Origin of the sequence: Campylobacter sp. CNRCH_2014_2849, assembly GCF_025772845.1 — a bacterium.
GTDB lineage: Bacteria > Campylobacterota > Campylobacteria > Campylobacterales > Campylobacteraceae > Campylobacter_D > Campylobacter_D lari_D.
In genome coordinates this window covers 104,566-119,855 of sequence record NZ_JAKMSW010000005.1, presented here as the reverse complement: position 1 = coordinate 119,855, position 15,290 = coordinate 104,566, and the positions used below count along the sequence as shown (strand labels likewise).

General features: G+C 30.5%; 14 protein-coding genes. 2 read left to right on the top strand and 12 right to left on the bottom strand.

Annotated elements, in window-relative coordinates:
* The first annotated feature begins 12 nt into the window (after nt 1-12).
* Nucleotides 13-2,118, top strand: a complete 2,106-nt coding sequence (locus tag L8X33_RS04865) for a carbon starvation CstA family protein (RefSeq protein WP_263670098.1) — start codon at nt 13-15, stop codon at nt 2,116-2,118.
* Complete coding sequence (gene kcuS / locus L8X33_RS04860; RefSeq protein ID WP_133319555.1) at nt 2,115-2,306, top strand: KCU-star family selenoprotein; 192 nt, start codon at nt 2,115-2,117, stop codon at nt 2,304-2,306. Before L8X33_RS04865 ends, kcuS begins: the two co-directional genes overlap by 4 nt.
* 60 nt (nt 2,307-2,366) lie before the next feature.
* Here the strand turns inward: kcuS and serC are convergent, their stop codons facing one another.
* The 12 genes from serC to L8X33_RS04800 all read right to left on the bottom strand — a co-directional run bounded on the left by serC (nt 2,367) and on the right by L8X33_RS04800 (nt 15,289).
* Nucleotides 2,367-3,443 carry a phosphoserine transaminase gene (serC, locus tag L8X33_RS04855; protein ID WP_263670097.1) on the bottom strand — a complete coding sequence of 359 codons (1,077 nt, stop codon included), beginning with the start codon at nt 3,441-3,443 and terminating at the stop codon, nt 2,367-2,369.
* Between the two features lie 12 nt (nt 3,444-3,455).
* Nucleotides 3,456-4,619: an exodeoxyribonuclease VII large subunit gene (gene xseA, locus L8X33_RS04850; RefSeq protein ID WP_263661474.1), complete on the bottom strand. Its 1,164-nt coding sequence runs from the start codon at nt 4,617-4,619 to the stop codon at nt 3,456-3,458.
* The gene (ubiE, locus tag L8X33_RS04845; protein ID WP_133319552.1) at nt 4,616-5,317 is read right to left on the bottom strand and encodes a bifunctional demethylmenaquinone methyltransferase/2-methoxy-6-polyprenyl-1,4-benzoquinol methylase UbiE; all 702 of its coding nucleotides are present in this window, start codon (nt 5,315-5,317) and stop codon (nt 4,616-4,618) included. Before ubiE ends, xseA begins: the two co-directional genes overlap by 4 nt.
* Nucleotides 5,318-5,324: 7 nt before the next feature.
* Nucleotides 5,325-6,509, bottom strand: a complete 1,185-nt coding sequence (locus L8X33_RS04840) for a hypothetical protein (protein WP_263664594.1) — start codon at nt 6,507-6,509, stop codon at nt 5,325-5,327.
* A gap of 1 nt (nt 6,510) precedes the next feature.
* The gene (perR, locus tag L8X33_RS04835; RefSeq protein ID WP_133319550.1) at nt 6,511-6,924 is read right to left on the bottom strand and encodes a peroxide-responsive transcriptional repressor PerR; all 414 of its coding nucleotides are present in this window, start codon (nt 6,922-6,924) and stop codon (nt 6,511-6,513) included.
* 81 nt (nt 6,925-7,005) lie between these two features.
* Nucleotides 7,006-8,835, bottom strand: coding sequence for a 1-deoxy-D-xylulose-5-phosphate synthase (dxs, locus tag L8X33_RS04830; RefSeq protein ID WP_263670096.1), 1,830 nt, complete (start codon nt 8,833-8,835; stop codon nt 7,006-7,008).
* Nucleotides 8,832-9,644, bottom strand: a complete 813-nt coding sequence (gene fliH / locus L8X33_RS04825; protein ID WP_263670095.1) for a flagellar assembly protein FliH — start codon at nt 9,642-9,644, stop codon at nt 8,832-8,834. The genes dxs and fliH overlap by 4 nt, the downstream gene beginning before the upstream one ends.
* A gap of 4 nt (nt 9,645-9,648) precedes the next feature.
* A complete protein-coding gene (gene fliG, locus L8X33_RS04820; RefSeq protein WP_039619192.1) occupies nt 9,649-10,677 on the bottom strand; it encodes a flagellar motor switch protein FliG in 1,029 nt (342 codons plus the stop codon).
* Complete coding sequence (gene fliF, locus L8X33_RS04815; protein ID WP_263670094.1) at nt 10,677-12,362, bottom strand: flagellar basal-body MS-ring/collar protein FliF; 1,686 nt, start codon at nt 12,360-12,362, stop codon at nt 10,677-10,679. The genes fliG and fliF overlap by 1 nt, the downstream gene beginning before the upstream one ends.
* 14 nt (nt 12,363-12,376) lie before the next feature.
* Complete coding sequence (gene hisC, locus L8X33_RS04810) at nt 12,377-13,468, bottom strand: histidinol-phosphate transaminase (protein ID WP_263670093.1); 1,092 nt, start codon at nt 13,466-13,468, stop codon at nt 12,377-12,379.
* Entirely contained in the window at nt 13,458-14,531 is a 1,074-nt protein-coding gene (gene pheA, locus L8X33_RS04805) for a prephenate dehydratase (protein WP_258107645.1), read from the bottom strand. The genes hisC and pheA overlap by 11 nt, the downstream gene beginning before the upstream one ends.
* A complete protein-coding gene (locus L8X33_RS04800; protein WP_258107646.1) occupies nt 14,528-15,289 on the bottom strand; it encodes an HAD-IIA family hydrolase in 762 nt (253 codons plus the stop codon). Before L8X33_RS04800 ends, pheA begins: the two co-directional genes overlap by 4 nt.
* Nucleotide 15,290 lies beyond the last annotated feature (1 nt).

Sequence of the window (15,290 nt, the reverse complement as noted above, 5' to 3'; positions counted from 1 at the left end):
CAAAGGAATTAAATGAATATTACTAACAAAATATTATGGTTTTTTGTTGCCATTGTCGGTGCTGTTTGTTTTGGCATATTAGCACTCCAAAATGGCGAAAGTATTTCAGCGATTTATCTTGTTATTGCTGCTTTATGTATTTATATCATAGGGTATAGATTTTATGGTAGATATATTGCCTATAAGGTGCTAGAGCTAGATAAAAACAGAGCAACTCCTGCTGTAGTTAAAAATGACGGATGTGATTTTGTCCCTACAAATAAAATTGTACTTTTTGGACATCATTTTGCCGCTATCGCAGGAGCTGGTCCTTTGGTAGGTCCTATACTTGCTGCACAAATGGGTTATTTACCCTCTATGCTTTGGATATTAATAGGCGGTGTTTTAGCAGGTGCGGTACATGATTTTGTAGTTTTATTTATATCTACGCGTCGTAATGGAAAATCTTTAGGAGAGATGATAAAAGATGAATTAGGACAATTTATCGGCGCAATAGCAATGATTGCTATATTTGGAATTATGCTTATAATTATTGCGATTTTAGCTATGGTTGTTGTAAAAGCTTTAGCAGAATCTCCATGGGGATTATTTACCATCGCAATGACCATTCCTATTGCTGTTTTTATGGGAATTTATATGAGATTTTTAAGACCTGGTAGGGTTGGTGAAGCTTCTATTATAGGTTTTATATTGCTCATATTAGCCATACATTATGGAAGTGAAATAGCTGCTGATCCTTATTGGGCGAAAATATTTACCTTTGATGCGCCAACTTTAGCACTTATTATGATGGCTTATGGTTTTATAGCTGCAATTTTACCTGTTTGGTTTTTACTTGCTCCAAGAGATTATTTATCAACTTTTTTAAAAATCGGTGTTATTGTGGTTATGGCTTTAGCTATTGTATTTGTAGCGCCTGATCTTCAAATGCCAAAAATTAATTCTCAATATTTAGATGGAAGTGGGCCTGTATTTGCTGGAGCAATTTTTCCATTTTTATTTATTACCATTGCATGCGGAGCTATTAGTGGTTTTCATGCATTAATTTCAAGTGGCACAACTCCTAAAATGCTTGAAAATGAAACTCATGCATTAGCTGTTGGATATGGCTCCATGCTTATGGAAAGTGCTGTGGCTATCATGGCTTTAATTTGTGCTTGTATTTTACACCCTGGTCTTTACTTTGCCATCAATGCGCCTGCTGCTACTATAGGTGTAGATGTTGCAAATGCAGCTGCCACTATTTCTAGCTGGGGTTTTAAAATAACTCCTGAAGAAATCACTACTTTAACTACAAATATAGGCGAACAAAGCATATTATCAAGAACTGGTGGGGCACCAACATTTGCTGTAGGTGTTGCTTTAATTTTACATGAATTATTTGGTGGAGTGAATTTAATGGGCTTTTGGTATCACTTTGCTATTTTATTTGAAGCCTTGTTTATTTTAACTGCAGTTGATGCTGGGACAAGAGCTTGTAGATTTATGGCTCAAGATATATTGGGTAATGTTTATAAACCTTTAGGAAATATCAATAATACCTTAGCAGGAATTTTTGCAACAGCTTTAAGTGTTGGTGGATGGGGGTATTTTCTCTATCAAGGAGCGATAGATCCAAAAGGCGGAATTTACTCATTATGGCCACTTTTTGGAGTGAGTAATCAAATGCTTGCTGGTATGGCATTGCTTTTAGCAAGTGCGATTTTATTTAAAATGGGGAAGGCAAGATATACTTGGATTACTCTCATACCTGCTTGTTTTGTTTTAATCGCAACACTTTATGGAGGTATTCAAAAAATTCTTCCTTACAAAGAAGGAGATCCAATCCATAATGCTATAAGTCATGTTGCTGCTGTACAAATAAATACGCAAAAAATACAAGAATTTAATTTAAAACTTTCTCAAACACAAGATGAAGCAATAATCGAGCAAATCAAAAAAGATATAAAATTAGCATCTCAAGCTAAAAACTCCAATTTAATAAATGCAATTTTATGTGTGTTTTTCATGATTACCACTTTGCTTGTTATACTTTCTTGTTTTGGAATTTTTATCAAAAAATTAAACATTCCTTTAAAAGAAAGCCCTTATATAGCATTAAAAAAGGAAAAAACATGATAAAAAAACTTAAATTATGGTATGAAAAATCCGAAAGGTTTTTTCATCCCTTGGTTGGAGTTGCAAGTTATGATAAATATCTTGAACATATGAGAGAAAAACATCCTAAAGCACCTTGTAAAAGTAGAAAAGAATTTTTCAAAGATTTTCTTGAAAAAAAATACAATAGTGGCTTAGGAAAATGCTGATAAATATTAAAGAGTAAAGTTTTTACTATACAAATGATTTTTGGTGAAAATCACCAAAAATCAAGCATGTTTTTTTGCAAAAGCTTTCATAAATTCACTTAACTTTTGAACCTTTTCAATGCTGATAGAATTATAAATACTAGCACGAATTCCACCTAAAATTTTATGTCCTTTAAGACCTATCATACCATTTTCTTCAGCTTCTTTTACAAAAACTGGCTCTAAGTTTTTATCATAAGCTATATTAAAACTAACATTCATTAATGATCTATCCTCTTTTTTGGCATGACCTTTATAAAAACCATTACTCTCATCAATCACATCGTATAAAATTTTGGCTTTTTGTATATTTTGCTCATTGATTTTGTCTAATCCACCTTGATTTAAAAGCCATTTCATTTCAAGATTAAACATATATATAGCAAAGGTTGCTGGAGTATTAAATAAAGAATTATTTTCAGCATAAACGCTATATTTTAACATACTAGGTATATTTTTGTTTTTACTACGCTCTATCATATCTTTACGCACAAAAGCACAAGCAAGCCCTGAAATTCCTGCATTTTTTTGCACCCCACCAAAAAGCATAGCAATATTAGAAAAATCTATCTTTTTAGAGAAAAAATCACTAGAAGCATCAATTATCAAAGGACTTTTAGTCTTTGGATAGCTTTTATATTGAGTTCCATAAATGGTATTATTAGAGCATATATAAGCATAATCTGCATTATCGCTAAATTCAAATTGTGGGATATGATCAAACTCACTTTCTTGAGAGCTTGCTACTATTTTTGTATTTACTCCTAAAATTTCAGCTTCTTTAATAGCCTTTTTAGTCCAAACTCCCGTATTAGCAAATTCACAAACTCCACCCATATATAAATTCATAGGTATCATAGCAAATTGCAAACTAGCTCCACCTTGCATTAAAAGCACTTCATAATCATCATTTACACCATAAAGTTCTTTTGCCATTTTAATAGCCTCAAAATGCACTTCTTCAAAAACCTTTCCACGATGAGAAACTTCCATAATAGAAAAGCCTTTGCCATGATAATCAAACAAATACTCCTGTGCTTCTTTTAAAACCTCATCAGGCAGATTTGAAGGACCTGCACTAAAATTCATCACTCTCATTTTATCTCCTTTTTATAGTATTTGAGCTTCTTTACTCTCATTTATTGAGCAAAGCTTTATAATATCCCCTTTTTTTAGCTTTTCAAGAGAGATATTTTTGCCATCTTTTTGTAAATTTATCAAATTTTTACTTTTATCAAAGAAATTTTTATGCTGAGTTAAAAGTTCCTCAAAATTATCAAGCTTATTTTCATAATTTAATAATTTTAAATTTAAAACACTCTTTAGTTGGCTTTGTAAAAAATCAAGCTTTTGTTTTCTAAGAAAAAAAGCATTTTCTAAAGACTTAGCTTTGGCTAAATTTTGCAAGTGATCGATTTTGTTTTGATAAAACTTAAGATGATTTAACATTTGGTTTTTAAAACGCATAGCAAGCTCATCAAGTCCTTGTTCTAAGCTTAGTTTATTTGGAAAAATCATATCAATAGCTGCACTTGGAGTTGGTGCTCTTAAATCTGCTACAAAATCACTAATAACATAATCAATCTCATGTCCAATAGCAGAAACAATAGGCGTTTTTAAAGAAAAAATACATCTTGCAAGTTCTTCATCGTTAAAACAAAACAAATCTTCTCTGCTTCCACCACCTCTTGCCAAAATAATCGCATCTAAATTATACTCATTGGCTTTTTTTAAAGCATGTATTAAAGAATTTGGGGCACTTTGTCCTTGGGTAAGGGCATTAAAAATAGTTATTTTGCAAAGATTGTATTCTTTTTGTGAAATTAGCTTTAACATATCTTGCAAAGCAGCTGAAGTAAAAGAAGTAACTATGCCTATTTTTTTAGGAAATTTAATAATGCTTTTTTTAACATTTGTATCAAACAAACCTTCTTTTTCAAGCTTTTCTTTTAGAGCTAAAAATTTAGCTTCTAAATCTCCAAGACTTGTTTTTTGCATACTTTTGGTGATAAATTGATACCTGCCACTTGCTTCATATAAACTTACATAACCTCTAAGTTCAAGCATATCGCCAACTTTAGGTTTAGCTTGGACAAACTGATTAAAACCTTTAAACATCACACAAGCTATACTTGATTTTTCATCTTTTAAATCAAAATACCAATGTCCTGAACTATGAATGGTAATTTTAGAAATTTCTCCACTAAGCTCTATATCATCAAGATGAAATTCTAATAAACTTTTAGCTTTTAAATTAAGTTCTGAAACTTTCATTTTTTTCTTGCAATAAACATAGAACAAACACCAAAACTAAAGCTTTTATACTCTAGCATTTCAAAATACTCACTCAATTCTTTAATAAATTCTTCTTTGCTTAAAAAATCTTCTATCGAATTTGGTAAATACTCATAAGCACTATAATTTTTACTGATAAATCCACCCACTTTTGGTAAAATATTTTTTAAGTAAAAATCTCTACAAGCAGCTATAAAACCACCCTGCTCTCTTTTAGTAAATTCAAGCACAAGTAAAATCCCATCCTTTTTTAACACTCTTGCAAATTCTTTTATAGCTTCTTTCCTATCTACCACATTGCGTATGCCATAACTTATACTTATGATATTTGCACTTTCACTTTCAAGTGGAAGTTCTTGTGCTTTTGCTTGCACAAAAGTCGCATCAGGAATTTTTTTCTTAGCCACTTCAAGCATGCCCGCACTTGGATCAACCCCTTTTATACTAATGATATTTTTATTTGTCCTTAAGGCTTGATTTTGCCATTCTATAATCATATCGCCTGTACCACAAGCCACATCGATAATATCAAGTTCATTGTTAGAAAATTTAAAAACATCTAAACAAGCTTTTTTTCTCCAACTCACATCACTTCCAAAACTTAAAATTCTATTAGCCTTATCATAAGTTGGTGCTATATCATCAAACATTTTGACTATTTTTTCTTGTTTTTGCATGTTTTTCCTAACTATATATTTTTAATTTTTTAATGCTTTTTTCAATTTGTTTTATTGTATTTTCATCATATGAAATTTGTTCTAAATGATTATGTTCAAAATAATTTTTTAGTTTTTCAATACTTTTTTCTTCAAACATAGTTGCAAAATAGCATAATAAAAATTTTATTCTTTCTAATTCTTCTTCATGATTTGTTTGAGATTTTACAATTTTTTTCTTTAAAAAAACTAATTCTTTTCTTAGTTTAAAAGCCACTAAAGACTTTAAAATTTGATTTTTCTCTCCTTGATAAAAACTACAATCATTCTTTAAAATAAAATCCATATCAAGAAAAATATCATTGATTTTTTCATCACTTAAAATAAAAATATATTTTTCTAATTCAAATTTACAAATTTTATCATTACAAATTTGTTTTTCCAAATTCAAAATATAATCTTGAAGTTTATTTTGAATACTCTTTTCAAAAAGAGTGCTAAAAAGCTCAAAGAAAATGCATATTTGCCTAAGACTTACAAAAAATTGCTCAAAACTTTCAAAATTTAATTTTTGTAAAAAATTCAATCTGTCATTTTTTAATCTTTTTAAAAGTACAAAAAGTAAGATTTTACCCGCTTCAAAACTTTGAATTTGATTTGGAAAATGTAAGCTAATATCTTCTTGCTTATCTAAAATTTTAATACATCTAGCACTATCAAAAATTTTAGAAAAATCTCCATATAATGCTAAATTTTTGCTGTAGAAATTTTCATCATCTGAAATCTCTTTATAGCTTTTAAAAAAGTGAGGTAAATTAAATTGCTTTGCTTTTTCAAAAGTAGGAAAAACAACTTTCAAAATGACCAAATCTTGCAGATTATTTTTAAACTTATAAAGTAAAAATCGAGCACTATTAATCTCAAAACTAATTCTAGTTTTCTTAATAACACTTCCTATAAGTTTTTTACTTTGCTGTTTAAATTCTTTTTTAGAAAGTTTATGATTTTTTTTATCTAAAATATCATGCAGTTTATAAAGCGAAAATCGATAATAATTTTTATTAAATTTTTTATATTTAACATCACAAAAAGGACTTATACGCGTAAAGAAAACGCGTATTTTATCCTTAGAATATATAATTTTTTCTTCTTTTAAAATTTTTATAAAGTCATCATTTTTGAGTAAAAAGCGTCTTTGGACTTCACAAACCATCTTATTTTTTACAAGCTTTACAACCATTCACATAAGCAAATACGCCAAGATAATCAATGATATTGCCAATTTTTTTCTCAAGATCTTCTTGGTATTTATTTATCCCACTATCTTCATAACATACATCTTCTATATGATTGCATTTGCTACAAATTACATGTATATGAGGATATTCATAAATATCATAACAAGTTTTTTGATTTGGAGTGTTGATTTCTACAACCAAACCTTGTTCTTTTAAAGTATTTAAATTTTTATACACTGTAGCTAAAGAAATAGAAGGATATTCTTCCTTAATGCTTTCGTATAAAGATTCTATATTAGGATGTTCATGACGTTTTAAAATTTTTAAAATACAAAGTCTTTGAGGAGTAGCTTTTAAATCACAATTTTTAAGCAATTGAATAAGTTCCATTATTAATTCTCCGATATTTTTTATATAGTATAACGCTTTTTTTATAAAAAAATGATTATATTAAAGGATATTTTTTATCTTTTAATAAATTTTAATCTTTTTACACAAAGATTCAACATCAATTTCTAGAAATTTTTCTACTTCATTTGTTTTACCATGAGTTATAAATTGATCTTCAAATTCAAAACTTACTAGTTTTATATGATAAAGATTTTCTTTTTGCAAGAAAGTTGCAATCAAGCTTCCCACTCCACCTATCTTAGCACTATCTGAAAAAACAAACCAAGTTTTTGTATCTTTTGCCAATTCTTTTAAAAGCTCTTCATCTAAAGGTTTTGCAAAAATCAAATCTATTAAGCTTGCATAATCTAAACCAAGTTTATCTAAAGCTAGTTTTGCCTTAGCCACACCCTGACCAAAACCTAAAAATACTTTATCGCTTTGCACTTTAGATAAAATTTGAGCTTTTGCAAGTTTTATCTCACATGGATTAAAATTTTCATCTAATAAAAAATTACCCCTAGGGTAACGAAAAGCAAAAACACCTTGATGAAAATAAGCATATTCCATGATCTTTTCCATCATAGCCTCATCTCTTGGAGCCGCTAGAGTAACGTTTGGAATAGCACTTAAAAAACTAACATCAAAAACACCCTGATGTGTCTCTCCATCTTCTCCTACAATTCCTGCTCTATCCATAGCTATAACTACGTTTAAATTCATAATAGCACAATCATGAATTACTTGATCATATGCCCTTTGCATAAAAGTACTATAAATTGCTATAAAAGGTTTAAAACCTTCTTTGGCCATAGCCGCCATAGAAGTAACTGCATGTTGTTCTGCAATTGCTACATCCCAAAAGCGTTCAGGGTATTTTTCCATTAATTTATCAAGTCCAGTTCCACTTGGCATAGCAGCAGTTACACCCACTATATTTTCATATTTTTGAGCTAAATTTAAAAGTGTATTTGAAAAAATTTCTGTAGCACTTTTTTTGTTCATATTAGCCTTTAAACTCTCTCCGCTACTTCTATCAAAAGCACCTACTCCATGCCATTTAGCATTTTTACCTTCAGCTAATGTATAACCTTTGCCTTTGATAGTTTGCGCATGCACTACACAAGGTTTATTCATAGCTTTAGCTTGATTTAGCGCATTTATAACTTCATTTAAATTATGTCCATCAATAGGTCCAATATATTCAAGCCCTAGTTCTTCAAACAAAAGTCCAGGTGTAATAAGTCTTAAACCCTCTTCAAAACGCTTTGCCATATAAGAAGCACCTTGAGGAAAGTATTCTAAAAGATTTTCTATGCGTTTTTTAAATTTTTGATAAAACTGCGTTGCCATTGCTTGAGAAAGGTATTTTGAAATAGCCCCAATTGGCCTTGAAATACTCATTTCATTATCATTTAAAATGATCACACAAGGATATTCTCTATCACCAAGCTCATTTAAGGCTTCATATGCCATACCCGCACTTAGCGCTCCATCGCCTATTAATACAACAGGCAAGCGATCTTCTTTTTTTAATCTTATAGCCTTGCAAGCTCCAACCGCTAAAGATATAGAAGTACTTGAATGTCCTGCTACAAAATAATCCCCCTCATCAGGCTTGGTATAGCCACTTAAACCATTAAACTGTCTTAGAGTGTGAAAATTATTTATTTTACCACTTAAAAGCTTATGCGGATAAGATTGATGTGAAACATCAAAAATAAAAGGATCTTTTTGAGCATTAAAAACATAATGCATTCCTATACTAAGTTCAACTACACCTAAATTTGAACTTAAATGTCCACCATTTTTACTCACTGTATCTATGATAACTTCACGCAAATTACTAGCTAAATTTTCCAGTTCTTTAATTTGCATATTTTTAATATTTAAGTTATTTAAATCTATCATTCATTAACCATGTTTTTGATTTTTTGCAAACGATTGTTAAGGTTTGACTCTATATTACCCGCATCACTTAATATTAAAATACTTCCCTTATTAATCGCATCATCAAGACTAAATTTAATATTGCTTTGTTCTTGCAAGTGTGCTTTTACATATTCAAAATCATCAGGACTTAACTTTAATTCTATCTTAGTAGCATTTTTAAGTTCACTCATAAGTTCTTTTGCTAAATTTAATGCTATAAGTGATGAATTTTCTTCGAGCTCTTTTGCAATCACTTCTTTTGCAATAATTACAGCCGTATCGGCTAATTCTTTTTCATTTTTAGATAAAAACTCATTTAAATTTTGCACTGTATTTTCAAGCTTTTCTACGCTTTTTAAGTATTTTTCCTTCAAGGCTTCTAATTCACTTTCAAAATTCTTTTGTGCTTGTTCATAACCTTTTTTAGTAAATTTTTCCTTTGCATGTTCTAATTCTGTATTTAAACGATTGTTAAATTCAGCCTCTTGGCTTTCTATCTGCATTTGCAACTTAATGATATTTCCTGACATTTCATCAGTTTTTTTAAGTAAATCTTCAACAAAATCAGGTTGAATTTGTGGTTGTGGGGTTTGTGGAGTAGCTTCTATTGTTTGATTTTCTACTGCTTGTTGTGTGTTTTGGACAGGAGAGACTTGATTTATAGTTTGAATTTCTTCTTGTTTTTGTTCTTCACTAGAGGGCATTTCACTCATAACTTTAAAATGATAACCCTCAACTACATGAGCAGAAATATTTTCAGGTGAAATTACATTGGTTAATTTTGCCATAATCTTACTCTATCATCTCATCAGCCTCACCCACTTGGATAAGACCTTGTTCTGCAAGTTTTTGCACCACTTCTACAACTTTTCTTTGTGCTTCTTCTACATCTTTAACACGCACAGCACCCAAAAAGCCCATTTCTTCTACAAAAGCTTCAGCAGCGCGCGTAGACATATTGGACATAAATTTTTGTTTTAAATCCTCACTTGCGCCCTTTAAACCTATCATCAAATCACGCTTGTCAGCAGCTTTTAAAACTTCTCTAATCGCATTAGTACTAAGTTGAGAAATATCATCAAAGGTAAACATTAAATCTTTAATGGTTGTAGCAAGTTTTTCATCACTTTGCTCAATATAAGAAAGTGTTGTTTTAGAGGCTTTTTGACCCAAGCGATTAAGCACTTCAGCAACTGCTCTTGGACCACCCACTTCAACTTTATAAGAAGTAAGACTTTCAAGCTTACTTTCAAGCACAGCAGATACTCTTTTGATAATTGAAGGAGATATATCTCCAAGATTTGCCATTCTTATTACAACTTCAGCTCTTAATTCATCGCTAAAATATTCCAAAGTTTCAGCAGCTTGAGTAGTATCCATATGAGCTAAAATCAAAGCTATAGTTTGCGGGTGTTCTTTAATGATAAAGTCTGCAAGTTGTTGTGGTTTAATTTGTGAAAGATAAGCAAAATTTTGATTATTTTCCATACTTTTGGTAAGTTTTTCCAAAATTTTATTGGCAATTTCAGGACCAAAAGTTCTAAATAAAATTTCTTTTGCATATTCCAAACCACCACTTTTTAAGTATTGATTTGATTGCAGTAAAGTATAAAATTCCTCAAGCACTGCAGTAGCAACTGGCTTATCAACATTTTTTGCTAAAGCAATATAGCGAGAAATTTCAGTGATGACATTAATATCCATATGAGAAAATAAAACTGTCGTTACATCTTCTCCAAGTTGGATTAAAAATATGGCAACCTTTTCTGGCATAGAAAGGTCATCATAGACCATTTTTTGTTCTTCACTAAGCTTTATCATTAGATATCCTTCTCACCAAATTCAGCTTCATTTTCAACAAGTTTTTGCAACAATAATGCCACCTCTTCGCCTTTTTCATTAGCTACTGCTCTTAATTTTTCAAGTAAAACATCATATTGTAATGCATCCTCATCAAAACTATCTCCAAAACCAAGTTGTTCTTCAACTTTTCTACGAGCAGCATTGAATTTTTCAATAGCATCTTCAGCCTCATCAATAATCTGCCCATCCTTACCTTCCATCTCTTCTTCAAGTCTAATATCTGCAAGCATTTTTTGAGAAAATGGCACAATAACTTTTTTGTAAAAGATAAAAAGCAAAATCGCGGCAAATACATACTTAACAGGTGGAATAAAAGGCTCGACAAATCTTGAATAAAAAGTTTGAACCTTATTTTCAACTTTAGCTGTTCTATGAAATTCCAAATTATTTACTTCAACCGCATCACCTCTAGCAAGATTAAATCCTATGGCACCTTTAGTAAGATTTTCAATCGCTTTAATTTCTTTATCACTCAAAGGAATATATTCATTAGTAATATTTCCCTGATCATCAGTAATTACTTTATACTTTCCATCTACCACAACGGCTGCAGAAATTCTTTTAATGGTTGCAAATTGCTTAGTGGTGTTGGTAATTTTTTTAGAAATTTCATTATTAGTTGTAGTTTGATTTTTAGTATAAACCTCGCGCGCACCTTTATCATCCAAACCTTCCACAGGACCGATGTTTGAAACAGCACCTGGTACACCTTGAATTTCTTTATCTTTATAGCCTTCTCTATGCTCTTCCAAGGTTTGCTCACTACGCACAACGGTATTTGGATCATATACTTCACTTTGTGATTCTTCTTTAGAAAAATCATAATCAATACTAACCTTTGCTACTACCCTATCATAGCCACCTGCAAATGGAGCAATAGAAGCAACAATTTTTTGCTCTAATTCATATTCTTGATCTCTTTTATATTTAATTTGAGCAGCAATTAAATCACTTTCAAAAGCACCCTCATCATCTAAAGGAATACCTTTTTGATCCATGATTTTTACATTTTCTGGAGTAAGTTTTGTTACTGAAGAAGCGATTAGGTTTTTAATCCCCATAATTTGCTTTTTATTAAGCTTTAAACCTTCTTTTATAGTCAAAGCTACTGAAGCAGTTGGTGGAACTTGTTGTTGAGTAAAAAGCGTATCTTTAGCAAAAGCAATATGCACTGTGGCACTATGGATAGGCTCTAAACTTTCAATCGTTCTAGCAAGCTCACCTTCTAATGCTCTTTGATATTTTACCTTTTGTTCAGCTTCTGTAGCTCCAAATTCTTGTTTATCAAAAAGCTCAAAGCCTACTTTATTATCTTTTGGCAATAACCCTGCTGAAGCGATAGCTAAACGCTGTTTATATACTTGTTCATTAGGTACTAAAATAGTTCCCTCATCACGCAAAATATAAGGAACTCCACTTTTTTCAAGCTGCGTTACTATCATCGCTGAGTCGCTAGTATTAGCATTTTCAAATAATACTGAATATCCAGCCTCGCTAGCTACTGTAGAGCCGCTTCTAAAAAGGGTTAAAAATACTAAAAATCCAACTACAACAACAATAGAAGCAGCAATGATAATACGCTGTCTTAAACTTAAATTTTGATAAAGCTGACCTACTTGGTGCAGTATAGTTTTATAATCCATTTATTTCCTACAAACTAAAAATTTTTAGAAAACTCTTCAAAAAACCTTGAATTTTCATACTCTGTACCTATACTTATACGCACAGCATTTAAACCATAACTTTGTAAATTTCTTATTATTATACCGTTTTTAAGCAGTTTTTCAGATAAATCTGTGCTATTTTTTTCATCAAAGAAATAGGTAATAAAATTTGTATAGCTTGGAATGTATTGAATTTTATAATTTTTAGCAAAATCTTCATAAAGTTTCATTTGCGAAAAATTATTTTCCAAGGTTTTTTGCACAAACTCATCATCATCTAACGCAGCAACAGCGGCTTTTAAACTCAAATTAGTCACATTAAAAGGTGCTCTTAATTTATAAAATGCATTAATAATTTCCTTGCAAGCTATACCATAACCCACTCTCATACCACCCAAACCATAAAGCTTAGAAAAAGTTCCTAGATATATTGCATTTTGAAATTTATGGATTAATTCCTTAGGGTTGATATGTTTTTTGCTATCTTTAAATGAAGCAAATTCATTATAAGCTCCATCAATAGCCACCAAACAATCTTCATCAATTTTTTCTAAAAACTCAAAAACCGCACTTGCATCCAAACACTCACCTAAAGGATTGTTAGGTAAGCATAAAAAGATTACTTTGATTTCATTTTTATACTTTTGATATAACTCATGCAACTCATTTAAATCATGGATTAAACTTGAGGTTTTATAAACCTTAACTCCTAGTTGTTTTGCATAAATTTCATACATAGCAAAGCTAACCCCACATTGCAAATAAGCCTTAGAATGATCAAGTTTTGCATGCACTATATATTCTATGATTTGATCACTCCCGCTACCTATGATGAGATTTTCTTTTAAAATATCATATTTTTGTGCTAGAGCTTGTTTTAATTCACTCATAGTATCATCAGGATACAAATGAGCTAAATGTGCATTATTTATGATGGCTTCTTTAGCTTTTTTACTTGTACCATAAGGATTTTCATTACTCGCTAATTTAATAACTTCTTTTAAACCATATTCTTTAGCAACTAAATCCATATCCTTACCACTTTCATAAGTTTTAATAGCTTCTAAAAAAGGATTAAATTTCATTGCTTTCTCCTGATAAATATGATCCAAGCCATTTTATATGCTCGGCTTTTTTTAATACTCTTTGGACATTTTCATCATCAATATGTCCTTCAAAATCTATATAAAAACTATGCACAAATTCTCTTGTTTTTATAGGGCGTGATTCAAGTTTTGTTAAATTTATCCCTTCTTTTTTAAACTCATATAACAAATCACTAAGTCCACCTGGTTTGTGTGCAGCAAGTGCTAAGATAGAAGTTTTACAATGAGGCATTTGAGGTATTTTTATATCACTTAAAATCAAAAACCTAGTACGATTTGCCAAATTATCCTCAATCGTTTCAAATAATATAGGTACATTATAAAGTTTTGCTGCAATCTTAGAGCAAATCGCAGCTGAAGTAACATCTTGCGAAGCTAAGTAAGCTGCATGAGCTGTGGATTTACTTGCTACAAATTCTACTTCACTTAAATCATGACTTTCTAAAAAATTTCTACATTGATTATAACCTTGTGGATGAGAATATATACGTTTAATATCTTTTAAATTTTCACCCATACTTACAAAAGAATGATGAATATCCATATAAATTTCAGCAAAAATCTTTACATCTTCATATTTTCCAAGACAATCAAGCGTCACACCCACTGCACCTGCTGTATTATTTTCTATAGGCACTACTCCATATTTTGCTTCTTTGTGAGCTAATTCTTTAAAAACATCTTCTATATTTGCAAGTGGAGTATAACGACTCATAGCACCAAAACGCGTTCTTGCTACTTGATGTGTATAGCTTCCCTCAGGGCCTAAATAAGCTATGCTTTGAGGCATTTCTAAATTTCTTGATACAGCAAAAATTTCTTGGTAAATTGCTTCGATTGCATTTTGATCTAATAAACCATGATTATAATTTTTAAGTCTATTTATAATAGCTCTTTCGCGCTCAGGTCTATAAATACTCCCACCTAAATTTTGCTTAATAACTCCTATATCTTTAACATGAAGCATTCTTTCATTAAGTAAAGCCAAAATTTTATCATCGATAGTGTCAATTTTATTGCGTAATTTTTCTATCTCTTTCATTTAAACCTCGATATGTAGTAATTCTTAATACTATCATATACAAAATTAAGTTTAGTTGTATCAAGACCTTGAGTGTTAGAAATTTTACCGCTTAAAACTAAGGCTGTTTGCATGCCAAGTTCATAGGCACCAAGCAAATCACCTTTAAAATCATCACTAATGATTAAAGTATTTTCAAAGCTTGCATTATAATCTTGCTGTTTTAATAAATTTAAAGCACTTTCATAAAAAGCCTTACTAGGTTTTCCTATCACTTTATAATCAAACTCGCATGCATTTTTAAGCATAGACATGATACTTCCAACGCCTGGATAAAGCCTTGAGTTTTTCTTATAAATACTACTTTCATGCATTGCTATAGCTTGCACACCATTTTTAAGATACTCTATCATACTAGCAAAATCTTGAAATTTAAAATCATCATAACTTGCTAGTAAAAATGCTTTTGGATCTTTATAATCAAGCTCATAACCTAACTCTTGAAGTGAATCTAAAAATTCTTTTGCTCCAAAAGCTGCTATTTTACAAGGCTTTAAATGATCTTTTAAAACACAAAAAGGATCGATATAAACTTTTTCATTAATTTCAAAACCCAAATTTTGCAAATAATTTAAAAAATCTAATTTTTTGGTATTATTAGTGATAATCACATAAGGAATTTTTTCTTTATTTAAAGATTTAATGAGTTCTAAAGCACCATTTATAGGACTTTTATCATAATCTGAAATCAAAGTTCCTTGCACATCTAAAAACAACATT